This window comes from Nostoc sp., assembly GCF_036919555.1.
GTDB lineage: Bacteria > Cyanobacteriota > Cyanobacteriia > Cyanobacteriales > Nostocaceae > Nostoc.
In genome coordinates this window covers 68,391-92,611 of sequence record NZ_JBALCS010000078.1, presented here as the reverse complement: position 1 = coordinate 92,611, position 24,221 = coordinate 68,391, and the positions used below count along the sequence as shown (strand labels likewise).

The 24,221-nt window shown below is 41.5% G+C and carries 23 protein-coding genes and 1 pseudogene; 16 read left to right on the top strand and 8 right to left on the bottom strand.

All coding sequences use genetic code 11. The annotated features are described in order from the left end of the window. Positions 1-4: 4 nt before the first annotated feature. The 10 genes and pseudogenes from V7K36_RS21580 (at position 5) to V7K36_RS21535 (ending at position 9,840) form a co-directional block, all read left to right on the top strand. Positions 5-1,015 (top strand): glycosyltransferase family 4 protein, encoded by a 1,011-nt coding sequence (locus V7K36_RS21580; RefSeq protein ID WP_335119096.1) that lies wholly within the window; start codon positions 5-7, stop codon positions 1,013-1,015. Then, the gene (locus V7K36_RS21575) at positions 1,012-2,439 is read left to right on the top strand and encodes a hypothetical protein (protein ID WP_335119094.1); all 1,428 of its coding nucleotides are present in this window, start codon (positions 1,012-1,014) and stop codon (positions 2,437-2,439) included. Before V7K36_RS21580 ends, V7K36_RS21575 begins: the two co-directional genes overlap by 4 nt. After that, positions 2,399-3,652, top strand: coding sequence for a glycosyltransferase family 4 protein (locus tag V7K36_RS21570; protein WP_335119092.1), 1,254 nt, complete (start codon positions 2,399-2,401; stop codon positions 3,650-3,652). The genes V7K36_RS21575 and V7K36_RS21570 overlap by 41 nt, the downstream gene beginning before the upstream one ends. A 45-nt stretch (positions 3,653-3,697) precedes the next feature. Beyond that, positions 3,698-4,855, top strand: coding sequence for a glycosyltransferase (locus V7K36_RS21565; protein WP_335119324.1), 1,158 nt, complete (start codon positions 3,698-3,700; stop codon positions 4,853-4,855). A 197-nt stretch (positions 4,856-5,052) separates the two neighbouring features. Next, positions 5,053-6,099 (top strand): glycosyltransferase family 4 protein, encoded by a 1,047-nt coding sequence (locus tag V7K36_RS21560; protein ID WP_335119090.1) that lies wholly within the window; start codon positions 5,053-5,055, stop codon positions 6,097-6,099. Positions 6,100-6,169: 70 nt separating this feature from the next. After that, positions 6,170-6,301: a hypothetical protein gene (locus V7K36_RS21555; protein WP_335119088.1), complete on the top strand. Its 132-nt coding sequence runs from the start codon at positions 6,170-6,172 to the stop codon at positions 6,299-6,301. 91 nt (positions 6,302-6,392) lie between these two features. Next, positions 6,393-7,604, top strand: a complete 1,212-nt coding sequence (locus V7K36_RS21550; RefSeq protein ID WP_335119086.1) for a glycosyltransferase — start codon at positions 6,393-6,395, stop codon at positions 7,602-7,604. Between the two features lie 467 nt (positions 7,605-8,071). Continuing rightward, positions 8,072-8,809, top strand: a complete 738-nt coding sequence (locus V7K36_RS21545) for an SGNH/GDSL hydrolase family protein (RefSeq protein ID WP_335119085.1) — start codon at positions 8,072-8,074, stop codon at positions 8,807-8,809. A gap of 269 nt (positions 8,810-9,078) precedes the next feature. Continuing rightward, positions 9,079-9,198, top strand: a pseudogene (locus tag V7K36_RS21540) (YdcF family protein); the annotation flags it as partial. A gap of 102 nt (positions 9,199-9,300) precedes the next feature. Beyond that, positions 9,301-9,840: a WcaF family extracellular polysaccharide biosynthesis acetyltransferase gene (locus V7K36_RS21535; RefSeq protein ID WP_335119322.1), complete on the top strand. Its 540-nt coding sequence runs from the start codon at positions 9,301-9,303 to the stop codon at positions 9,838-9,840. Between the two features lie 477 nt (positions 9,841-10,317). Here the strand turns inward: V7K36_RS21535 and V7K36_RS21530 are convergent, their stop codons facing one another. Then, positions 10,318-10,824, bottom strand: a complete 507-nt coding sequence (locus tag V7K36_RS21530; protein WP_334824226.1) for a DUF6174 domain-containing protein — start codon at positions 10,822-10,824, stop codon at positions 10,318-10,320. A gap of 402 nt (positions 10,825-11,226) precedes the next feature. Between V7K36_RS21530 and V7K36_RS21525 the strand changes: the two genes are divergently transcribed. Further along, the gene (locus V7K36_RS21525) at positions 11,227-11,412 is read left to right on the top strand and encodes a DDE transposase family protein (RefSeq protein WP_335119083.1); all 186 of its coding nucleotides are present in this window, start codon (positions 11,227-11,229) and stop codon (positions 11,410-11,412) included. A gap of 142 nt (positions 11,413-11,554) precedes the next feature. Here V7K36_RS21525 and ctpC read toward each other — a convergent pair whose 3' ends face one another. Both ctpC and ispG read right to left on the bottom strand, forming a co-directional pair. After that, positions 11,555-12,838, bottom strand: coding sequence for a carboxyl-terminal processing protease CtpC (ctpC, locus tag V7K36_RS21520; protein WP_335119081.1), 1,284 nt, complete (start codon positions 12,836-12,838; stop codon positions 11,555-11,557). Between the two features lie 294 nt (positions 12,839-13,132). Further along, positions 13,133-14,359, bottom strand: coding sequence for a (E)-4-hydroxy-3-methylbut-2-enyl-diphosphate synthase (ispG, locus tag V7K36_RS21515; RefSeq protein ID WP_335119079.1), 1,227 nt, complete (start codon positions 14,357-14,359; stop codon positions 13,133-13,135). A gap of 408 nt (positions 14,360-14,767) precedes the next feature. Here ispG and V7K36_RS21510 point away from each other — a divergent pair, with 408 nt between their 5' ends. The 3 genes from V7K36_RS21510 to V7K36_RS21500 all read left to right on the top strand — a co-directional run bounded on the left by V7K36_RS21510 (position 14,768) and on the right by V7K36_RS21500 (position 16,353). Next, positions 14,768-14,992 (top strand): hypothetical protein, encoded by a 225-nt coding sequence (locus V7K36_RS21510; RefSeq protein WP_335119077.1) that lies wholly within the window; start codon positions 14,768-14,770, stop codon positions 14,990-14,992. Then, positions 14,992-15,201 carry a type II toxin-antitoxin system RelE/ParE family toxin gene (locus tag V7K36_RS21505; RefSeq protein WP_335119075.1) on the top strand — a complete coding sequence of 70 codons (210 nt, stop codon included), beginning with the start codon at positions 14,992-14,994 and terminating at the stop codon, positions 15,199-15,201. The genes V7K36_RS21510 and V7K36_RS21505 overlap by 1 nt, the downstream gene beginning before the upstream one ends. 117 nt (positions 15,202-15,318) lie before the next feature. Further along, a complete protein-coding gene (locus V7K36_RS21500) occupies positions 15,319-16,353 on the top strand; it encodes an isochorismatase (protein WP_335119073.1) in 1,035 nt (344 codons plus the stop codon). Between the two features lie 98 nt (positions 16,354-16,451). Here the strand turns inward: V7K36_RS21500 and V7K36_RS21495 are convergent, their stop codons facing one another. Next, positions 16,452-17,345: a LysM peptidoglycan-binding domain-containing M23 family metallopeptidase gene (locus V7K36_RS21495; protein ID WP_335119071.1), complete on the bottom strand. Its 894-nt coding sequence runs from the start codon at positions 17,343-17,345 to the stop codon at positions 16,452-16,454. Positions 17,346-17,563: 218 nt separating this feature from the next. Here V7K36_RS21495 and V7K36_RS21490 point away from each other — a divergent pair, with 218 nt between their 5' ends. Next, on the top strand, positions 17,564-18,772 hold the full coding sequence (locus V7K36_RS21490; protein WP_335119069.1) for an HhoA/HhoB/HtrA family serine endopeptidase: 1,209 nt from the start codon (positions 17,564-17,566) through the stop codon (positions 18,770-18,772). 43 nt (positions 18,773-18,815) lie between these two features. On the opposite strand, the gene V7K36_RS21485 is transcribed toward V7K36_RS21490, so the two are convergent. From V7K36_RS21485 to ispD, 3 genes are all read right to left on the bottom strand, one after another. Next, positions 18,816-19,163 (bottom strand): DUF760 domain-containing protein, encoded by a 348-nt coding sequence (locus V7K36_RS21485; RefSeq protein ID WP_104908394.1) that lies wholly within the window; start codon positions 19,161-19,163, stop codon positions 18,816-18,818. Between the two features lie 161 nt (positions 19,164-19,324). After that, a complete protein-coding gene (gene scpB, locus V7K36_RS21480) occupies positions 19,325-19,897 on the bottom strand; it encodes an SMC-Scp complex subunit ScpB (RefSeq protein WP_335119067.1) in 573 nt (190 codons plus the stop codon). 563 nt (positions 19,898-20,460) lie between these two features. Beyond that, positions 20,461-21,144 (bottom strand): 2-C-methyl-D-erythritol 4-phosphate cytidylyltransferase, encoded by a 684-nt coding sequence (gene ispD / locus V7K36_RS21475; RefSeq protein WP_335119065.1) that lies wholly within the window; start codon positions 21,142-21,144, stop codon positions 20,461-20,463. 69 nt (positions 21,145-21,213) lie between these two features. Here ispD and V7K36_RS21470 point away from each other — a divergent pair, with 69 nt between their 5' ends. Further along, complete coding sequence (locus V7K36_RS21470) at positions 21,214-22,173, top strand: glycosyltransferase family 9 protein (RefSeq protein WP_335119063.1); 960 nt, start codon at positions 21,214-21,216, stop codon at positions 22,171-22,173. Positions 22,174-22,591: 418 nt separating this feature from the next. On the opposite strand, the gene V7K36_RS21465 is transcribed toward V7K36_RS21470, so the two are convergent. After that, on the bottom strand, positions 22,592-23,998 hold the full coding sequence (locus V7K36_RS21465) for a response regulator (protein WP_335119061.1): 1,407 nt from the start codon (positions 23,996-23,998) through the stop codon (positions 22,592-22,594). Between the last annotated feature and the right edge of the window lie 223 nt (positions 23,999-24,221).

Here is a 24,221-nt window from a genome sequence, read left to right as displayed (position 1 = left end):
TATTGTGAAAATACTTATCTATTCTCCGCTCTTTTATCCCAGTGTTGGCGGATTAGAAACTGTTGTGTCCATCCTGGCTCATGAATTCATTGTTCAAGGACACGAAGTGAAGCTAGTCTCCCAAACTCCAGCAACAGACTCAAAGGATTTTTCATTTGAAGTCGTCAGACAACCTAGTCCAAAACAATTATTAAAACTCACTCAATGGTGTGATATTTATTTTCAAGGCTGTGTGAGCTTGAAGGGGCTTTGGCCATTAATGTTCATATCTAAACTTTTAGTGATAACCCACCAAACTTGGTATCGCTCCCCTGATGGAAGTATGAATTGGCAAAATCATCTCAAGCACATGGTTACTCATTTTGCAACTAATATTTCAGCTAGTCATGCTTTAGCTAAGTCTATACCAGCAGCATCTAATGTAATTCCTAATTCTTACCGTGAGGATATTTTCTATGAAATACCAGAAGTTGCGCGTAGGCAAGAACTTGTTTTTTTAGGGCGTTTAGTTTCTGATAAAGGAGCAAATTTGCTATTAGAGGCATTGGCTAAACTAAAAAAAATGGGGCTTACTCCTAAGTTAACCATTATTGGTAGCGGACCTGAAGAATATAGCTTACGTCAACAAGCAAATGATTTAAGAATTGTTGATCAAATTTATTTTGCTGGAGTGAAAATTGAGCATGAGTTAGTTAAGTTATTAAATGCTCATCAAATTATTGTAGTGCCATCTCTTTGGGATGAACCATTTGGTATTGTCGCCTTAGAAGGAATTGCCTGTGGCTGCGTGGTTGTTGGTTCAGAGGGTGGAGGATTAAAAGATGCCATTGGCCCCTGTGGTGTGACATTCCCCAATGGTGATGTGCAGGCATTAACGCAAACTCTATTTAATCTCTTAAAAAACCCTGAGCAACTGGCTAACTACCGAGCTAATTCATATGCTCACCTTTTACGTCATCATAAATCAACAGTCGCTAAAGCTTATCTAGAAGTAATTGAGGCAGCAATTCGGTGAAAGAGTATATTGGAGTTTTAGCTCCCTTTGCCATTATAGTTATTCTCTATCTTTCTGCTCAAAACTGGCGGACTTCTATAAAAACCATACTAGTTTTAGTGGTAATTGAAGGTGCTTTACGGAAATGGGTTCTACCCCAAGCCAGTCAGTTCATCTATTTTTTGAAAGATATTGTACTTATAGGAGCTTATCTTCGTTATTTCATTTTCTCATCTACTGAAAAAACCTTTCGTATCAAAGGCAATTCGGCAGCTGAAACTATCGCTTCGATGATTTTGCTATTAACAGCTTGGTGTCTGTTACAAGTTTTTAATCCTAACTTAGGTTCTGCAATTATTGGTATTTTTGGGATAAGAGGATACTTGTTATACATTCCTTTAATATGGATGTTACCCAATCTCTTTCGTTCAGAAGAAGAATTATATAGATTCCTGCGATCCTACCTGCTATTGGTCATTCCAGTGGGGCTATTAGCAATAGCACAGTTCTTTAGCCCCCCTTCAAGTCCCCTCAACACCTATGCTCAAGATATAAAACAAGGTATTGCAACTTTTGGAGATGGAAATTCCAGCAGTGTTCGTGTTACAGGCACTTTTTCCTACATTAGTGGCTATTCAGTTTATGCAATTATTTCCTTTGGATTGTTAGTTCCCCTGTTAGCAGTTCCGCAATCTCGATGGTGGCGTTGGGCAACAATCGCAGAATTACTACTAATTAGTGGTACCTCGTTCATGACCGGCGCTCGTGGTCTTTTTTTCACTGAAATCCTGTTTTTAATCGGTTATTTTGGGGCACAGTTACTAACTAATCTGAAAACAGCCATTCCCTTGATAAAACAGTTTACAGTGCCTATTATCACCATAGCTGTTGTGAGTGTCACTTTGTTTCACTCTGCTATCAATTCTTTACTATTCCGCATCAATTCCAATCATGATTTGTCTAGTCGCATTTCGGGAATCTTCATTGAACCATTTGAATTTATAAAGTTAAAAGGACTGGATAGTTATGGTCCAGGCGCAACTCATCCAGCAGCTTCAGTATTGCGTAGGATTCTAAATTTACCTCTAGGAGAAACCATTCCTGTCTACTATGAGTCGGAATTGGGTCGAATAGTTCTGGAAATTGGTCCTATAGGTTTTTTCTTATGGTATCTACTGAAACTCATATTCATTTATCTACTATGGCACGCATTCCTGAAATTAAAGCGCCCTCTGTTGCGAGAGCTAGCGCTGTCGGCTTTTTTGATTCATGCGCTTCTATTTACTGATCGGGTTGTGTTCAACCATACTCTTCTAGTCTACTACTGGTTCCTGGCAGGATTTATTTTCCTTCTACCCCGACTCGAACAGATAGAAAACTGGAAACAACAACAGGAATTCTTCAATGGCCCAGATACCTATCGCCCTGATCCACCCTACAGGTAATCCTAACGTCCGTCAGGCAGCGAATGCACTAGGAGAAGTCGGTCTGCTGCGGGAGGTGATTACAACCATTGCCTATAACCCAGAAGGAAGTATCAGCCACTACTTAAAGCTGCTTCCGGCTCAAATTAGTAATTCTATTGCGAATGAACTAGGGCGGCGTACCTGGATTCCTCCAAATGGTGTAGCCATGCGATCGCACCCTTGGGGTGAAGCAATGCGGTTGACATTGGTTAAAACTCGACTCAGTAGGCGTTTTGGCTTCGGTTCTCAAGGTCCCATAGATTGGGTTTATGCTTCTCTCGATCGCCATGTTGCCAAGCATCACCTCCAGGGTCTGGCAGCAGTTTATGCTTATGAAGATGCTGCTGCTACTACCTTTGAGGTTGCCAAGCAACAGGGAATTTTATGCCTGTACGACTTGCCTATCCTGTTCTACCGCATGGCGCGAGAAATTCAGCAAGAGGAAGCTGAACGGTTCCCAGCACTATCTGCATCACTGCAAGCAGTACGAGAACCTGACTGGAAGTTGAGACGCAAGGAGCAAGAAGTGGCGCTGGCAGATCATATTTTTGTGGCCTCTTCCATTACCCAGCAATCCTTACTCAGGGAAGGGGTTAGTCCTGACAAAATTACGGTTATCCCTTACGGCGCACCGATTGATTATTTTCAACCCCAACCCAAACTAGATCAAACTTTTCGGGCCTTGTTTGTCGGTCGCGTCGGTGCTCGCAAAGGAGTTCATTACCTCGTCAAAGCATGGGAAGAACTCCAACTTCCCCAGGCAGAGTTAATACTGGTAGGAGTAAACGAATTTCCCCAAACCTGGCTTTCCCAACTTCCTCATGGAGTTAATTACATCCCATCAGTACCCCATACTACGCTGAATCAATATTACAGTAATGCCAATGTGTTTGTGTTTCCTTCTTTAGTAGAAGGCTTTGGACTGGTACTTCTAGAAGCGATGGCTTGTGGCATTCCTGTAATTACAACCCCTCATACAGCAGGCCCTGATATTTTAACCGATGGGGTGGAAGGGTTTATTATTCCCATTCGAGATGTGGAAGCACTCAAAGAAAAACTAGAGTGGTGCTACTCTCATCCCCAAGAGTTAATAGAAATGGGACGGGCAGCTCGTCGCAAAGCTGAAGAGTTGAACTGGGGTATGTACTGCCAGAGATTGGCAAGTCGAGTTCAGGAAATTATCAATTACTAAATACTTAACTAATCATAAAATTTTAGAGGTATAAATATGCAAATAATGAATGTTGAAAAGCTAAAATCTGCAACGCCAGACTCTCTGCATCTTTGGTTTCCTAACCTGTTTGAATTTAAGGGTGGTATTCAGGTTTATCTCCAGGATGTTCTCCAGGCTATACAAGAAGCACTACCCAACTTATCTGTATGTATTTTAGATAAGCTCGATAGAAATAAGCCTGTAGATAAATTCAATTCAAACAATTATTCATTTACTTTTAGCGGTCATTTGCCTAGTGTGTTACAAACAGCGCACTTTACTTTTAAATTAATTACAAAAACATTAATCAATCGTCCAAGTTTTATTCTATGTGGGCATATTAATTTTTCTCCTGTAGCATTTTTTATTCATCGGTTTACGGGTATTCCTTATGGAATTATTGTTTATGGTGTTGATGCTTGGGAAATTCAAAATACATGGAAAATAAAAGCGTTATATGCTGCTGAAAAAATAATTTCAATTAGTGGTTACACCCGCGATCGCCTAATTAATGAGCATAATTTAGATCCAGATAAGATTGAACTTTTACCAGTTACTTTTGATGCTAGACGCTTCCAAATTTCTCTGAAGCCGCAATATCTACTGGAACGCCATAGCTTAACTCTTGAACAGCCAATCATTTTGACCGTAGCTCGATTAGACAATAGTGAACGCTACAAGGGCTACGACCAAATCTTACTAGCAATGCCTGAGATTCGCCTAGCCATTCCCAATGCTCATTACATCTTAGTAGGCAAAGGAAGCGATCGCCCCCGAATTGAGCAACTAATTTCTCAATTAAACTTATACGACTGTGTAACATTAGCAGGATTTATACCAGATTCAGAACTCTGTGACTATTACAATCTCTGCGATGTTTTTGCCATGCCTAGTAAAGGAGAGGGATTTGGAATTGTGTATTTGGAAGCTCTGGCTTGTGGCAAACCAACTTTAGCAGGGAATCAAGATGGTGCAGTTGATGCCCTCTGTAATGGGGAGTTAGGCGTGTTGGTGAATCCTGATGATCTAAATGCGATCGCCCAAACACTGATTCAAATCTTACGAGGTACTTATCCTCACGCCATCCTCTATCAACCTCAAATTTTACGCGAGCAAGTGATTGCCAGATTTGGATTTGAACGGTTCCAACAAACTCTGGCTGAGTTAATTCATCTTCGGTAAATTACCTTTCATTCCTGAAGAACCCCAAAGAGACAAAGCACAGCTTTGACGCTCCTTCGCGTTGGAAGAAAAAAGCAACTGGTGTGGGTGCAATGACTGTAGGAATAGTAACTAATTATCCGGACAGGTCTATTAATTGAAAAAGAATTCAGAATTCATCCTGAATTCTTTTTTAATCAAAAAAAACATAAAATATCGTGAAAATTCTCTTCTTATCGAAGTTTTTTTATCCTAGCTTAGGTGGTAGTGAAACTAATGCTGAGATATTAGCTCGTGAATTTAGCCAAATAGGACATCAAATAATACTAGTTACCAAAACTAGGGGAAAGAATCTCGATGGAAATGGCTTACCATTTCCTTTTGAAGTAGTTCGCAATCCTCATTGGATGAAGCTAATAAAGCTTGTCAGATGGTGTGATGTTTATTTTCATAATGGCATTAGTTTAAGGGGAGCTTGGCCATTATTACTGTTCAAGAAACCTTGGGTCATTCGCCATCAAGTTTGGATCAGAAGTATCGATGGTAGTGTAAATAAAATTGGCGGTAATGCTGATGATTGGCTGGCCAAAATCAAGCATTGGATAAATCAGTTCGCTGTATCAATTTCAATTAGCGAAGCCATAGCAGAGCATTTAAAATTTCCTTCCACTGTTATACCGAATCCATATCGTGACCATTTATTCCGGATAATTCCAGAAGCTGAAAAAAATCTAGAACTTGTTTTTCTGGGGCGACTGGTTTCAGAGAAAGGAGTTGATATATTACTGGAATCGTTAGCACATCTGCTAGAGTCTGGATTTAGTCCACAGTTAACAATAATTGGGGATGGTCCAGAGAAGCCAAAACTACAGCTAAAAACTAAAAATTTAGGGATTGACAAACAGGTTGTTTTTGTTGGCTCCAAAGTCGGAGAGGAATTAGTCCATCTTCTTAATCAACATCAGATTATGATTATTCCTTCTCTTTATGATGAACCTTTTGGAGTAGTAGCACTAGAGGGTATTGCTTGTAGCTGCGTGGTTGTTGGTTCAGAGGGTGGGGGATTAAAAGATGCCATTGGTTCCTGTGGTCTGACATTCCCCAATGGAGATGTGCAGGCATTAACGCAAATTCTATTTAATCTCTTAAAAAATCCTGAGCAACTGGCTAAATACCGAGCTAATTCACATGCTCACCTTTTACGCCATCAGAAATCAGCAGTCGCTAAAGCTTATCTAGAAGTAATTGAGGCAGCAATTCCCTGAAAGAGTATATTGGAGTTTTAGCTCCCTTTGCCATTCTACTGGTGCCCTCTGTAATGGGGAGTTTGGTGTCTTGGTGAATCCTGATAATGTAAATGCGATCGCTCAAACACTGATTCAAATCTTACGAGGTATTTATCTTCACCCCATCCTCTATCAACCTCAAATTTTACGCAAGCAAGTGATTGCCAGATTTGGATTTTAACAGTTCCAACAAACTCTGGCTAAGTTAATTCAAACTAAACTACTACCCACTACCTGGTGAAGTTGATCAACAAAATTAACCTAAAAAATAGATGAAGATATTACAAGTCATACCCTCCATCAGTCTGACTATGGGCGGCCCTACTGAAGTTGTTCTAAACTTGGTCAAAGCCCTGCGCCAGCTTGGGTCAGATATTGAGATTGTCACCACCAATGATGATGGAAATACTTTGTTAGATGTCCCTCTTAGTCAGCGTATTGAGTATAAACAAGTGCCAATCTGGTTTTTCCCCCGTGTTTCTTACCGAATCAAAGAATACATCTTCTCTCCTGAGTTAGCACCTTGGCTTTGGCAGCATATGCGAAATTATAACCTAGTGGAAACTCACTATCTTTTTTCCTATGCTCCGACTTGTGCTGCGGCGATCGCCCGTTGGCAAGGAATCCCCTATCTCGTTCACACAATGGGTCAATTGTCACCTTGGGCACTAGCTCAAAGTCGCATGAAAAAACAGGTTTATAGTCGGCTGATTGAGCATCATAATCTAAATCGTGCGGCTGTTATTCATTCTACATCTGCTGGTGAAGCAGAAGATATCCGTAACTTCGGTGTTAAGACACCCGTCCTCACTTTACCTCTTGGGGTGAATATCCCTCACCCTTTACCCGATGCCAAACAAAAACTACGACACATCTACGGCATTTCTACAGAAACACCCATAGTGCTGTTTCTTTCTCGTCTTCACTACAAAAAACGCCCAGACTTACTACTACAGGCACTTGGCCGTCTTGTAGAACAAAACCATGATTTTCATCTAATCATAGCGGGTTCCGGAGAACCAGAATATGAAACTCAGCTGAAAAACTTGGCAATATCCCTTGGCATCTCCCATCAAATTTCCTTCGCTGGTTTTGTGATCGGGCAAGAGAAAGACTTGGTGCTACAAGGGTCAGATATATTTATTTTACCATCTTTTTCCGAGAATTTCGGTATCGCCGTTGCTGAAGCAATGGCAGCTGGATTGCCTGTGATTATAACTCCAGGAATTCAAATTTCTCCAGAAGTTGCTGCTGCCCAAGCTGGGTTGGTTGTTGAGGGTACACTTGAAACATTGACAGAAGCGATCGCGCTGTTACTGAAATCTCCCAATCTGAGACAACAGCAAGGCGAGAATGGCAAACAGCTTGTCAAACAGCAATATTCCTGGGAAGCGATCGCTCAAAATCTTACCTCTGTTTATCATGCGATTATTGAAAGAAAACTCTTGCCAGAATATCTTGTAAACTCAAGTGCAAAAATCTAGATTTACGAAATGATCAGAATTTGCTATTTTTATAAGCGATCAGTATTTTTTAGTGAACAAGGCAAAAGTTAAAAGTTCAGAAGTGCTGAATCACCGAAGTACGGATCGGCTGGGTGCTACTAAGCTTTTCAGCGAATGCTAGCCGAAGTTCTGTGATCAATACGCTTGATTGAATATGAAAAATTAGATCAAAACGAGGTTCGTATAAATTGAATAAAATTTTTCGTAAATTTTGCAAATATAGAACACTTATTTACATAACAGTTGTTGTAATAACCACTGAATTTTTTTTAAGACTTCTGCTTGGACTAGGTAATCCCCTATTAAGTCAAGCAGATCCTTATACAGGTTATCGCTTTCAAGCAAACCAAAAAGTATTTCGTTTTGGTAAAAGAATAGAATATAACCAGTACTCCCAACGTTCAGAGCCAATTAAGCCAGAAAAGCTTAAGGGAGTACTAAGAATTATGATGATCGGTGATTCCATTCTCAATGGAGGTAATCCTACTGATCAACAGCAAACAATTACTGAGATTTTTAAGTTTAAATTATTGGCTGTTGGACATCCAGCAGAAGTACTCAATACCTCTGCTGGCTCGTGGGGAATTGGGAACCACTTAGGATATTTACGTGAATTCGGAACTCTTGAGAGTGATGTTGTCGTTCTGGAGATTGGCACTAACGATTTAGCTCAACCCACAAGTACTAGTGCTATTGTCGGAAACGACCCTAATTTCCCTACTCATCCTCCACTCTTTGCAATTCAAGAAGCTTGGACTCGCTATACCTGGCCAAGGTTATTACAAATTTTTAAAATTGGCTCTGCCCCTTCTGATTTTCCGCTAACTCCTTCATCTGCTCAACCTGATCGCCAGTTCCAACAGAATATGCAGAACCTTAAAACTACAGTCCAGCTAGTGCGTATTCAAAAAATTCCCATTTTTGTATTGTTCGTACCTCAACTTTCTAACTTAGTTCCCTCCAACAATCCACCTAAATATAAATTGGAGTTTATTCAGCAGTTAAAGTTTTTACAGGTTCCTTTAATTGACGCTCAGTCCGAGTGGTCAACCTTGCCTAGCAAAAAAGTGGAAACCTTATTTCGAGATGACATACACCCAAATGAGTCAGGGAATCAAGCCTTAGCGAATTTACTGTTTCAGCAGCTATGCGTTGCTGGGCAGTTACCTACCTGCATGTCATAATGATACACCTCAACCTCAATGAAGGGTGAGTATATTTGTGAATCGCTTTCATCGCCAACTGAACAAATATGGGATTTTTTTATACTAGGCTATTATCCTGATTTTTTATTTTATTGCTTGATTATCAAAGGCGGTATTCTAGATAATTGGCATGGTTGGTACTATGCCTTTTAGCGTGTTATGACAGAAATTTTACTAGCTATTTATTTGATAGAAGCTAATAAATTTAAACTTTGATTATGTTGGTATGAATAACTCAATAAACAAATAACTTTACCACTTTAGTAAGTGTTTTCGAGCAACAGCAGATCCAACACTTATTCCTAATTACTTCAAATTATCACATGCCCAGAGCCAAGGCGATCGCTACCCTTATCCTTGGTGGTAGATATCAATCCCTCACGATTTTTAAAAGTTGAGAGCGCTGGTTTCCGGCGCTCTAACTTTTAGCTGATTGAATTCTTGTTTAACCTACCTTGCTTACCCACCATATGCGTCTAGATCAATATACTATTGGTAACTATACTCCAGGCGCAACATACTGGAAGCAACTTTTTTGGTATTTTCTTGGGTCGGCTTTAGTTGAAAGTTATTGGCTACCATTTTCAGCTTTTAAGATTTGGGTACTCCGCAGTTTTGGAGCTAAAATCGGTCAAGGTGTCCGCATTAAACCTGGAGTGCGGGTAAAATTTCCCTGGCGGTTATACATTGGTGATTTTGTTTGGATTGGGGAAAATGTATGGATAGATAACCTCGCTTTTGTAACCATCGAAAAGCATGTTTGTCTGTCTCAAGGGGTCTATCTCTGCACTGGAAATCATGATTGGAATCATCCCAATTTTAAATTAATTGTTGCTCCAATCAATATTCAAGAGAATAGTTGGATTGCTGCCAAGTCTTTAATTGGCCCAGGAGTTACTGTTGGTCGGGGAGCAGTACTGACTTTAGGTGGCGTGACTGGAAGCTCACTAGAGCCGATGACTATTTATGCAGGTAATCCGGCTCAACCCATCAAGCTGAGAAAGCTTTGATATCCAATTTTTGCGATCGCATCTCATAGTTTAGTTTACTACAAATTGGGGTAAACCTACAGACACTCCACATTTAGTAATTAGGGCTTGCTGAATAAGTCTCTAAAGCGAATCTAGAAGCCACACAGGTTGCAAAATAGTTGTTTCGTTACTCAGTTTCCAAATTTCCCCAGCGATCGCTAACGATTGTGCAAGGGTTTTGAGACTTTAGATGTTATAGCCTTGCACTTGTTTGGTAAAAAAAGGCTTGAACCCCTTGTATAGAATACGTTACACCTTCATTCAGCAAGCCCTAATTAGTCATTCAAAGGACGCTTTGGCTTAATATCTAAATTTCTGCTTGCAGCAACGGCTATTAAATTGGGAGCATCTCAGTTTTGCAAATACACCATAAGAGAAACAAGATTCCTGCTCCCTCTCCGAACTCACGGAGAGGGCTGGGGCGAGGTTTAGGGTTTCTACGAAAGTGAGATCCCCCTATTGAATTTTCTTAAAATTCTCAATTGTGAGATATTTTTCTTCATCAGCTATCTGACTGTTGTAATCGATATCAATTTGGGTTGGATAGCCAAATCTAGCACTGTACCGTACATTCAGGCTGAAGGCTTGACGGTTGATAGCATCTTGAATCACATCAAATAGCTTAGGAATTGTGTTGTAGTTTTGAAAGAATTCTGGATTAACTGGTTTACCTGTAGCTACAGAAGTGATGGAAGTTGTTTGACCATTACGTACTTTAATGACTACTGGTCCCCTAGCGTCGGCTATACAAAAGCAACTATTGCTCAAAGTATAGTCATAGTTGGAAATATTTTGCCGATTCCAGAAACGGCGATTAAATTCTAATCGCTTTTCTAATCGCTTTAAATTCAAGTTATTACTCGCTGGCGATTCTGCTATCTCTATGGGAGATTTGGACATTACTGGTAGGTTCAGACCAAAAGATAGCAATAATCCGGCACTGATAATGATAGGTAAACGCATATCAATCCATTTTATTTTAAAAATATTATATACATTAATTCATTTACTTCTTTAAATGCACTTTATCTTTTGATTAAAATTCATCAGTGCGTAGCCAAGTCCAAATAGCAAATTTATGACTGTAGAGAGCTGGTTCGTGAGTCTAGTCTATAGCCAAATCAGATCAGGGGCGTTGGAGCAGCCCAACCTAGTATATCGCATACGCGCGAAAATCTTTTCTCTAAGTGAGTCGGCGCAAATATTTCAAGCTATGTTAAGAAATTTAAATGTAGGGTGCGTTAGCTGAAAGCCTAACACACCCTACCTTGACTTTATATTTGTTTACATAAATTGATTTTTTCTTGCCGACTTACTTATGTCGTAAAATCCTGACTGTAAAAAACAAATTTTTTTATTTCAAGCATGAAAGATAGACAAACTTGGTATATTGTCAAGCGTTCTGCTGGTAATTGCGAAATTGTCCCCAGCGATAAAGTTGGAGACGATAATTTAGAGATTATAGAACAGTGGGGGCCTTTTAGTTCGCAAGAAGAAGCGATCGCTCGGCGTGTCGGACTTATTAGGGCTGGAAAATGCCAACCAGTTTAAGTTAGGAGTCATTCGATTTGGGATTTTAGATTTTGGATTGAAGGAAAAATCTAAAATCCCAAATTGGCAGAGTTTGAAATTGACAATGATGGTTTTTATTCCTAACTCCTCACTATTCACTCCTAACTTTATTCCTAACTCTTCATTTTTCTGCTGTGGGCGTGCCCTTAGCAGGAATTTGTTTACTTATGACTTCCACTGCTTTAGCGAATTGGGGGTCTGCTAGAGTAGCGAGTTTGTCACGTTCATGGAGCCACAACTCTTCCATCTGCGTTTTGGTCAAATCCACCTTCACATCTGGCTCAATACCTTTATGATTGATATCTCTACCGCTAGGGGTATAATAATGAGCAATTGTCACCGCCAATCCTGAACCATCTTCCAGGGGACGCACCGATTGCACCAGTCCCTTACCAAAGGTTTGAGTACCAACCAAAGTAGCACGCTTATTATCCTGCAAAGCCCCGGAGAGGATTTCACTTGCACTGGCTGAACCTTTATCTACCAGCACCACCAACGGTTTATTTGTCAAGGCTCGTCCGTTTGCCTCTTCCTTTTCTGCCTCTCCTTGGCGTTCAACGGTGGAGACAATCTTACCTTTATCTATCCACATCCGGGCAATATCCACACTGGAGAAAAGTAAGCCGCCAGGATTACCACGCAGATCCAGAATATATCCAGCTACCTTTTTACTTTCTAAATTTTTGATGGCAGTTTGCATTTCTTTACCAGCATTGGCGCTGAACTGGTTCAAGCGAATGTAGCCAAGATTCCCTGCTGGAGTTTGCTTCTGGGAAAACTTAACTGGATGAATTTCAATTCGCGCCCGTTTGATGTCAAACTCTTTTGTTTTACCGTCGCGCCCAATTGTCAGGCTGACTTGAGTTCCTGCTTCACCCCTAATCAATGATACTGCCTGATTGGTATCCATCCCCTTAGTATCTTTACCGTCGATTTTCAGGATGACATCTTTCGCCAAAACACCAGCTTTAAAGGCTGGTGTATCTTCGATTGGGGCAATTACAACCAGTTGCTTCGTTTTTTCATCTTGACTAATCGTGATCCCAATACCTATTAGTTCTCCAGAGGTGTCCACTTGCATATTCTTAAATTCCTCTGGGTCCATAAACCGGGTGTATGGGTCTTGTAGCTTTTTGAGCATTTCCCGAATGGACTTATACGCTTCCTGTGGATTACTGTAGGACTTGCTCAAGTACTCCTTACGAACAGCCTGCCAATCTACCTGATTAAAAGTACCGTCTACATATTGGCGCTGAATAACTTGCCAAACTTCATCTACCAATTCTTTGGGACTTGCTTTAAATAAAGCCTGACCTCGTGAGTGAATGCCAAGGCTAGTAACAGCGATCGTGGAGAGTGTCACTGCCGTAGCACCCAAAACAAGCCTACTTTTTGTAATCACCATAATGACAGCTGGGTCAGAGGGAAAATATATATTTCAGTATGCTCAATCTAACACAGGCTACTACTGTACAGACCGAATATGTATCCCTAATTTAAACAAAATACTTGACAATCTGGCGAATTTGGGGATTGGGCATTGGGGATTGGGCATTGGGCAATTCAATTTTGGATTTTGGATTTTAAATTTTGGATTAAATTTCAATCTAAAATCCAAAATCTCAAATCTAAAATTCTTGCTCCCCCATTACCCCTTATCCCCAGAGGGGACCCCACCTTCCATACTCCCCTAGCCCCTTTATGGCTCTACCCAGCGTTCATCTGCCTTAATGAGGTTAATTAATTCCTCTACACCTTTATTTTCTGGGACTTTTTTAATTTCCTCTCTGCCACGATACAAAGAAATGTAACCAGGTGTTTTACCAACATAACCATAGTCAGCATCCGCCATTTCTCCGGGGCCATTGACAATGCAACCCATAACTGCTACATCAAGACCAGTTAAGTGTTTAGTGGCTTCCCGAACTTTGTGCAGCACTTCTTCTAGGTTAAACAAAGTGCGTCCACAGGAAGGACAAGCAACGTATTCCACCATAGTTTTTCGCAATCCCAAAGCTTGGAGAATGCTGTAGCAGACGGGAATTTCTTTTTCTGGTGCTTCTGTAAGTGAGACGCGAATTGTATCGCCAATGCCATCAGCAAGTAAGGTAGCAATACCAGCCGTGGATTTAATTCGCCCGTATTCGCCATCACCGGCTTCCGTAACGCCCAAATGTAGCGGATAATCCATATCAAGGTCATCCATGCGCTTGGCTATCAGGCGATAGGCGGCTAGCATCACTGGTACTCGTGAGGCCTTCATGGAAATAACCAAGTTGCGGAAATCCAAAGATTCACAGATGCGAATGAATTCTATGGCAGATTCCACCATGCCTTCAGGGGTGTCACCGTAGGTAAATAGCATTCTTTCAGCTAGGGAACCGTGATTTACCCCAATTCGCATCGATTTACCTTGATCTCGCAAAGAAACTACTAGAGGTTCTAGGGTTTCGCGGATTTTATGGCCAATTTCGTCAAATTCGGTTTTAGTATACTCAGTTCGATTGACGTTTGGCCTTTCAAACACATACAAGCCCGGATTAATCCGCACTTTTTCTATGTGCTTGGCGACTTCCACAGCGATTTTTAGCCCATTGTGATGGACATCAGCCACAATTGGCACGTCTTGGTAAGTTTTTATTAATTTTTGTTTAATTTCTGCTAAAGCTTTAGCATGAGCCATACTCGGCACTGTGACACGGACAATTTCGCAGCCAATTTCGTGCAGACGACGAATACCAGCGACGGAACCATCAATATCAAGGGTGTCTTCGTTAATCATTGACTGCACCACAACGGGGTAGCCGCCTCCAATGGTGACATTACCCACCTTTACAGGACGGGTTTTACGCCGCTTGATAGTTGTATCAAAGGTAGGTTGACTTGATGTAGTATTTGAAGTATCTACTATGGGCAGAGTTTGCATAACCTGATTAGGTAAATTTGCTGTAGCTAAAAATATCAGATTTGATAAATCTCTGTTTCCCAGATTGCCACAGGTGGTGGCTCTTTTGGACGATTAGGTAGAAAAAAAATGGAAAATGAGACAGGCAAAGGAATAAAGAGCAATTAAGAGGTTTTGCTCATTTATAAAAATATATTGCTGAAAAATTATTTTAGCTGAGTAGTTTGAGTCGCGATCGCTCTCTTACTGAGTTATAGATATTACTGGTAGTATAATAACTGCTGAAAAATCTCTCTCACCTGCGGCATAGCGTTTAACGCGCTTCATAAAAGCGATCGCTAAATTTGTGTTTTCATAATACAAATATACTATTGAGTAAACAGATTACACATCCCACCAGCTAAATTAAACTTATCACCAAATTCTTTGATGCCCATGCTAGAAAAAACATCCACATTCCAGAAAGCTATAGAGGCGGTAGAAGCATTAGATCCAGAAGCTCAGGCTATTCTTGTGGATATTATTCAAAAGCGCCTCAAACAACAGCGACGGGATAACTTATTAAAAGCGGTTGCAGAAGCTCGTGAAGCCTATGCTAAAGGGGAAGTACGTAGTGGAACTGTTACTGATTTAATGGCGGAGTTGGATGATTGATGCAACTGCTTTGGAGTGCAAGATTTATTCGAGATTTTAAACGTTTAGCGCGTCGAAACCCGCAATTACGCTCTCTAGTTGAGCAAACATTACAACAGCTTGCGGAAGATCCGTTTGACGCTAGCTTACGTACTCATAAACTTAAAGGAGATTTATTGGGTATATGCGCTTGTTCCATTGATCACAACATCCCGATTCTGGGGAATTAGTGATTTCTTTGTTGACCTTGGGTTCTCATGATGATGTTTACTGAAGTAGACACTGAACTTGGAAAATTTGTGTATTGGAATTATTGATGTTATTACAGAATAAAAGGGACTGTAATTATGAATACCCAAACAACAACCCAACTCCCCATTCCCGCACACTTTAACTCTGAAGAAGTCGGCGAAGTCTGGCGTGTACTTTACCAAGAACGTGCCGCCGAAGCTGAAATCTGGGCAAAACAACACGATATCAAACCTGCATCTTTAGATAAAACTCGCATTTGCTTACTATTAATTGATGTCCAAAATACCTTCTGTATCCCAAAATTTGAATTATTTGTAGGTGGAAAATCCGGTACTGCAGCGGTGGATGATAACGTCAGGTTGTGTGATTTTATCTATCGCAACTTGGGAGTAATTACAAAAATTGTACCCACTTTGGACACCCACACAGCAACGCAAATCTTCCATCCGATCTTTTGGGTGAACGCCGCCGGAGAACATCCAACCCCAGCAGCGACTAGCATCACTGCTGGAGATATCGAACAAGGTATCTGGAAAGTTAACCCAGCAGTTGCTGACAGTATTACTAATGGCGATTATGAATTATTAGAAAAACACGCTTACCATTATGTTAAGCAACTAAGTCAAGATGGTAAATATCCTCTCATTGTTTGGCCTTACCATTCTATGTTGGGTGGTATTGGTCATGCTTTAGTTCCATCGGTAGAAGAAGCGATATTTTTCCACTGCATTGCTCGTCAGAGTCAGACACATTTTGAAATAAAAGGTGAAAATCCCTTAACAGAAAACTATTCCATCTTACGTCCAGAAGTGTTGGAAGATTTTGAGCAACGTCCACTTGCTCAAAAGAATATACGCCTGATTAAACAACTTTTAGAATTTGATGTTGTCATTATCGGTGGTCAAGCTAAAAGTCACTGTGTCGCCTGGACAATTGACGATTTATTAACAGAAATTAAACAGATAGATGCTACCCTTGCTCAAAAAATCTATCTACTAGAAGATTGCACTTCCCCCGTTGTAGTTCCCGGTGTTGTGGACTACACAGAACAGGCAGATGCAGCATTTACAAGGTTTGCAGAGGCAGGAATGCACATTGTAAAATCTAGCGAATTTGGGAATTGGGTATAGGGCATTGGGCATGGGGCATTGGGCATTGGGCATTGGGCATTAATTATTCTCCCCCTACTTCTTTATTCCCTACTCCCTACTCCCTATTCCCTACTCCCTCATTTCTTCAAATAACCCTTTGGATCTTCGGCTACCCAACCCAGAGATGAGCTAGAACGCACTTCAAAATGGAGATGGGGTTGAGTGGAACTTGGTTGTCCACTGGTACCTACGGTTCCCAGTACGTCTCCTTTTTTCAGTTGCTGACCGACAGTAACTTTGATATTGTCAAGTTGAGCATAACGGCTTTGGAGTCCGCCACTGTGGTTAATAATGACCAACTTGCCATAAGTACCTTGATCGTTGGCAAAGGCTACGGTTCCAGGGGCGATCGCTAGCACATTAGTACCAACTGGTGCTAATAAGTCAACACCACTATGAAAGAAAACTTGACCTGTCGCCGGATTAATTTGCCACCCGTAAGCTAATCCGATAGTTGCCACTTGTGCCAACGGATATCCAGACAGGGATGCACGGTTTGGCGTACCTGTATTAGTAGGTAAAGGGGACTTAGTTACAACACCATTCGGCGACCAATTTACCCCCGGAACAAACACAATTCTGGGGTCTTGTTGGCAGCCATTCACCTCAAAAAGGCTATCAGCACGAACTTTGTATTGTGCCGCCACTTGTCGCCAAGTTTCACCGCGAGGCACTTCGACTACAACCCCATTGTAGGGAGGAATTTGAAGTACACTACCAACGGTGGTGATCGCAGTGTTCTGCAAAGCTGGATTCATGCCAATAATAGTTGTAGGTATGAGATTGTAGCGCTGCGCTATGCTCTCCAAAGTTTCGCCACGAACAACTTTATGGCGTTGGAAGCGAGATAAGGCTGGAGTTGGGCAACCACTGACAGCAGCGTTGGCGCTGTTGGTGTTTGGCAGTATGCTTACTAGGCCTAAGGCGCTAACTAAGCTACAGAGAAACAGTTGACGAAAAGGTAAAGTCATGTATACAGGTCAAGAGCGCATTAACTTTAGATTTTAGATGGGAAGAGTGCGGATGAGGGAGTTTTGTTAGCGGATAGCTAGCTACTTCGACATCGCTCAGTACAAGTCAGTACAAGTGCCTAATGCCCAATTTCTAGTAAATTGATCTATCCACTTGCCGTTAGCTTGACTACACTTAGAAATTAGCAACTGCATTGCTGTCCTTGAGCAAAACGATTATGAAGTTATCATTAAAGCAACTGGCGATTTATGTGTTTTTATTGGTGTTCGGCTGTGGTGCAGGTTTGTTTGGCAGTCGCTATCTCCTGCTACAAAATCCCTCTTTCCAACAGTTAAAAAATGTAACAATAGCTTCGCCTCCAGAATCTGTAGTTCCAAATTCTCCTAATGGAGCGATTGGGGCTACTGGGGGCGATAATGTGAATTTTATTGCGACGGCAGTGCAAAAAGTTGGCCCAGCTGTGGTGCGAATTAATGCCACCCGCAAAGTCGCCAATCCGATCTCTGACGCATTAAAAAATCCCCTCTTGCGGCGATTCTTTGGAGAGGATGAGGAACCAATTCCCCAAGAACGGATTGAGCGCGGTACAGGATCGGGATTTATTTTGAGCGAAGATGGAGAATTACTCACCAACGCTCATGTGGTAGCAGATACAGATACAGTACAAGTCACCCTCAAGGATGGCCGGAGTCTAGAGGGGAAGGTGGTGGGAGTTGATTCTGTGACAGATGTGGCGGTAGTGAAAATAAAAGCAAATCATTTACCGATTGCGAAGCTGGGCAATTCGCAAAACTTAATACCAGGAGAATGGGCGATCGCTATTGGCAATCCTCTGGGTTTAGATAATACTGTCACTATTGGCATCATCAGCGCCACCGATCGCACCAGCGCTCAAGTTGGTGTCCCAGATAAGCGAGTCAGCTTTATCCAAACTGATGCCGCAATTAACCCTGGTAATTCTGGTGGTCCGTTGTTAAACGCCCAAGGCGAAGTGATTGGTATTAACACTGCCATCCGCGCTGATGCTCAAGGACTCGGTTTCGCCATCCCCATTGAAACCGCCGCCCGCGTCGCCAATGAGCTTTTTACTAAAGGGCATGTGGATCATCCCTTCTTAGGTATTGAAATGGCAGACCTTTCTCCTACCAGAAAACAGCAAATTAATCAAGAAAATCAGCTTAACATTCAGCAGGAAGCTGGGATTGTCATTAGAGGAGTTACAGACAATTCTCCAGCCAAGCAAGTAGGACTTCTTCCTGGAGACGTGATTCAAAAAGTTAACACTAAACCCGTCAAAACCTCAGCCCAAGTACAGAAGTTGGTAGAGTTCAGCAAAGTTGGGGACATATTAGCGATCGAAGTCAACCGCCGCGATAAAATTCAAACCTTCAAAGTGCAATTAGGAGCTTATCCTGAAAGGAAGTAGTCAATAGTCAATAGTCCTAGAATGTTTGACTACTGACTATTGATTATTGACCATTAGACAAATGCTCTAACTGCATTCTTTGTTCCATCTGGCGCAAAAAATACCCCGTCATCATGGCCGACGCTAGAAGCCCAGCTAAGTTCTCCCGATCTGTTGTGATTTGGACGTTGAAATTCTCTGCGGGGAGCATTCCCACTAGCCCTTGGACATTTTGCGAAATGATTTGCTTAATTTCGGGGCTGGCGGACTGAGCAATCCTAGCTAAAACATCAGGAGACTGATGCTGTAGATATTTGAGCAACTGATTGGGGTATTCCTCAGAGTGGTCGGAAAGAAGTTGATTAGGGTGTTCCTCAGAGTTGTCATTCAAAAAGTCAGGATTAAACACCATTGGCAGTTTTTTTTAGCTTAATTGCTAACTCTACTCTAAACCATAGTACAAGACTAGCGCATTCACCACGGGTATAAGTCTTTAAGAGGAAAGAGCATTGGGCATTGGGCATTGGTTATTTTTTCTTACCTTGCTCCCCTGCGCCCTTTCTCGCCGACTCCCTACTCCCCATTACCCCTTATCCCCAGAGGGGACACCACCTTCCCCACTCCCTTTAGTTCTAGTTCTAGTTCTAGTTGTTCTTCCTTCTGGTTGGTGGAAAGTATTTGCGGGAGTTGTTCGATTTGGAAATACTGATGAAATTTCGGGGTTACTTGGAGTGAGTAGGAGCGAGAATCGCTGTCTCGGCGCTTGCGGATGAAACCAAGTTCGACGAGTTCTGGAACGTGCTGATATACTCCTGAACCGCGCAAGTTAATCAAGTCGCTCTGGAGTATGGGACTATTAAGGGCGATCGCTGCTAAAGTCCGCAATGCACCTACACCCAATTCTACTGGTATCATAGTTTGCACCAAATCATGAAAGTCAGACCGTAGTTGCAAACTGTAACCATCTGGGGTTTCTATGACCTCTAGGGCGCTATCTCGGTGGGCATAATTGTCCATTAGTTCAATTATCCCTTCCTTAACACTGGCGCGATCGCACGCGGCATACTCGGCGATTTCGCCGAGCGACAAGGGTTTACCCTTTAAATAGAGAATCGCTTCTATCTTCGTCGCTGTGGCTGTAATCATTTAGTTATTGGGCATTAGGCATTGGGCATTGGGCATTGGTCATTGGTACATATCAACTAATAATTAACAAGTGTGTGGTATTATATCCTAAATTGTCAAAATAAAAATATTGTTTGAAACTCTCAAATTTGGGATTGGGCATTGGGCATTGATTATTCTCCTTGTCAGGGCTATTTCATTCTCATCTAGCCCGCCTCAGCCCGCCTCAGAATGAATTCTGAGTCTAATAGCGAAACTCGTCTAAAGACGACTGAGAAAAGGTTATAACCCTCTTCTGTCACTCTCCGAAAACTTTTGCCATTTCTGAATTCTAGAGCTTTTGTATATGAAGCGATCGCGCGATTATTTTCTAATAACAAATACAAGACCAATTTTTTTCTAATAGTATAGCTTGTATTGATTGCCTCATGAGGCTTCTAGCGATCGCCCTCCCGGAAAGTGACAGAAGAGGGTTAGTCCGTTTTAACGGACTTTAGCTATTAGCCCCGAACTTTAGTTCTGGGCGGTTTATGTCTAGAACTAAATAGCCCTGTTCTCCTTGTCTCCCTGCCTCTTCATTTCCCTCAAAAGCCTCTGCTGGTGAGAATAAATTCTGCGATCGCTAAATCTTGGGGAGTAGTCACTTTTAAATTTGTCTCCTCTCCCTCGACAATTCGGACTTCGATGCCGCACTTTTCAAATAAAGCGGCATCGTCAGTTACTTCCCAACCTTGACGGACACCTTCAGCATGGCACTGTTTCAACAACTTGACATCAAATCCTTGGGGAGTTTGTGCCGCCCATAGTTGTCGTCTGTCAGGTGTTTTTTGAATTATGCCTTGTTCATCCACAATTTTGATCGTGTCTTTGACGGGCACACCAGCAATTAAACCGGGACAGTGACGAATGGCCTCGGCACAAGAATTAAATAAATCTGGTGTGGCCAGACACCTAGCCCCGTCGTGAATCAAGACTTGTTCTGCGGCTACTGGTAGCGCCTGCAAGCCATTGTAAACAGATTCTTGGCGGGTGGAGCCACCTTGAATCAATTCCACTGGTTTAGTCAGCTTTAGATTGGCGAGAATTGCTTTGAAATCAGACCAGTCAGTAGATTGAGAAATAATCCCGATCCAACTGATTGTAGTGGCGGCTTCTGCGGCTAATAGAGTCCAAGCAATAATTGGTTGCGATCGCACTAGGAGCAGGAGTTTATTGCGGTTACTCCCCATTCTTTTTCCCATTCCCGCAGCTGGAATTAGTAAATACACAGAATTCCTCAATCTTTAAGCTATATATTTTCCCCTAAAATAGGGAGCGAGTAAGCGTCAATAAATATTATGCGAGTAGTAGCCCTTGTACCTGGCGGAATTGGCGACCAAATTCTCTTCTTTCCGACTCTAGATGACCTGAAGCGCCATTACCCTAACGCTCAGATAGATGTCGTTGTTGAACCCCGGTCAAAGGCTGCCTACCGAGTGAGCAAGTCAGTTCACGAGGTACTGGCCTTTGATTTTCAAGACCGTAACAGTCTGGCAGATTGGGGTAACTTGGTGGGCACAATTCGCGATCGCGAATACGATGTTGCCATTGCTGTGAAGCAAAGTTGGTTGGTGGGTCTTTTACTCTGGTTGACGGGAATTACTGTACGCATTGGCTACCAAGGCAAAGGCTCGGTTTTTCTTAACCACGCTGTGCCGTTTAAACCATCCCAGTATGCGGCAGAAGTATATCACGATTTGCTGCAACCATTGGGCATGAAAACCCCTGTCCCAGAGTTAGCAGTAAATGTGCCAAAACCAGATATTGAGTGGGCAGAAAAGGAACAAAAACGTTTAGGGGTGCATGAAACAGGCTATATCTTGATTAATGGCGGTTCTGGCCAGTTATCACAGGCTAAAGAACTGGATAAAATCTACCCTGTCGAAAAGTGGCAGCAAATTATTCAAAACTTCCAACAAAAGCAGCCGGATCTGCCTGTGGTGGTCATTAAGGGGTCTGACGATGAGCAGTTTGTGCGATCGCTTCTGGAGTCTTCTCCAGATATCAAGGTGACAGCCCCAGATGATATTGGCAAGTTAACTGCCATAATTGCTGGGGCAAATTTAATGTTATCTACTGATAGTGCGGCACTACAACTGAGTGTTGCAGTTCAAACCTATACCATCGCCCTACTTGGTCCCACTGATCCAGCGAAGTTGTTGCCGAGAAACGATAAATTCTTGGCCATTGAATCCCCCACAGGAAAAACGGCGGATGTTTCACCAAACGCAGTTTTAGAGAAAATTTGGGGTGGCTAAACCAGCAGTTTGCCCCAATTTCTGCGCTTCTTTCTGGGATAATAGGTAAGAAATTCATAGTCTGTGGTAGGGTATTCCGTGGACTTTAAATAAAGCTCAACGTCTACGCACAACAATAGCTGGATTGGGTCAAGCAATTTTAGATTTTAGATTGACCCCAGCAATCAAGTCAGGGGCAAGTCATTTAATTTTGGATTTGAGATAATAGAATTATTCTCGCGAATAAATTCGCTTGCTCTCAAACCTTTCTAAATTTTGGATGCAAGAATCTTCTTTTCCATTATCCAAAATTTAAAATCTAAAATTCGGTGATAAGCCTACACTGTGCTGTTTACAGTCAGTGTAGGAGTATGTCACTCGCTTCGCTCCCATTCAAAAAATGGTAACTAGCTCAAAGTCGTTAGATTTTGTGGTTAATTTAAGTCAAATGCATGAAGACTATTTTCAGTAATTCGGTGCGGGTAAATGGTTTAGTAAGATATCCAGATGCCCCTACCAGTTTCGCTTTTACTTTGTCTACAACTCCTTTATTCCCGGTGACAAAAATGATGGGAGTCTTCTTAAAAATTAAATTATTTCGGATAATTCGACACAACTCATAACCATCGATTCCTACCATGTTTAAATCCAGCAAAATTAAGTCCGGTTTGTGCCTGATAATTGACAAAGCGGCTTTTAATGGATCGTTGATAGTCACTACAGAAAAATTTTCATTTTCTAAGAAATAGCTAATTGCTTTGAGAATTGTGCGGCTATCATCTACAGAAACGATTTTGTGGACTTTTTCTGCCGTTACAGTAGCAGTCGTTACTCTTTGGGAAGCCGGATTTATATTATTTGATATTGTTGGTTCCTGAAAGTTTGCTTTTGCAGGAGCAGAAATCTGTAGTAATCGCTGAACAGGAGCTATATTCTCTTCAGAAATATTTGGGTAAGAGTTGAGAGTGATAGTTAGTTTCTCTTTGGTGCCAACTAACTCTGTAATTAATTTTGGGAAAAGCGTAGGCGTAGCCCGTCGTAGACATCGCTCCTCAAATATTTTTGGTAATTTATCAAATGGTGGATCAGGTTCATGCAAGATAATCGCACCATTAACAATGTAAGGGTATAAATTGCGAGCCACTTGGATTTCATCTTGATTCCAAATTACAGCCAGATGACACAGGCTAAAACCCTTCATCCAATTAGTTAAATATGGCTGGAGGTTTGGTAAATATTTCTCCTCAATTTTGCTATTAATCAACAAATATGGACGTTGATATTGAGAAGAAATTTTGGGAAAAGAAGCCTGCCAATTCTCTAATCGTGCTTGACAAGCTTCGATAATTTTTTCTACATCTAGCCGACAATTTTTTGGCGTTCTATTCAGTAGTTCTATTAATTCATAAGTACCTTCTTTGATGAGCAAAAATGATTCAATCACCTCTTTAACTAATTCTTGAACCAGCACTGCTGCTTGTGTAGAATGTAGATGTTTTTCACTAACAAGCCAGGATATAGCCTGATACTCAGCAGGGCGGCTTCTGGAATTACTATTATGTTCGATTAACTGACTGTGTGAGTCAGGTTCAAACATCAGACGTAATTGAACACGAACCTCGCTAGTAAGCAGTGGAATTTGCTGGCTGAGGCGACGCAAATGACGTTCTAATCGATCAAAAGGTTCCACTGAATGGGTAGCGTAGGTTATTTTGCCCTGTTCTAGGTAAATCGACCAATAAACTGAGTTACTCAATGCTTGCAAACAAGTACTGTCGGAACAATTGGATAACTGTCTTAACAAACTTAGAGGACGTAGTGTGGTGAATGCACCAGAATTATTCATATTTTTCAAGTTTTTTACGGAATCAACAACCGAACATTTGTAAATTGAAAATAGTAAATTGAAAATATGAGCTATGAAGTATTCTCTTCTTTGTAATATTTCTCTACGTACAGATTATTTATCTTAAAATATGTATATTAAAAATTATAAATTTTATAACTTTTTTGTTACATTTGGCACGTTCTACTTACAGCTAAAAAACAAGTAGGTGGGTATGAATAAA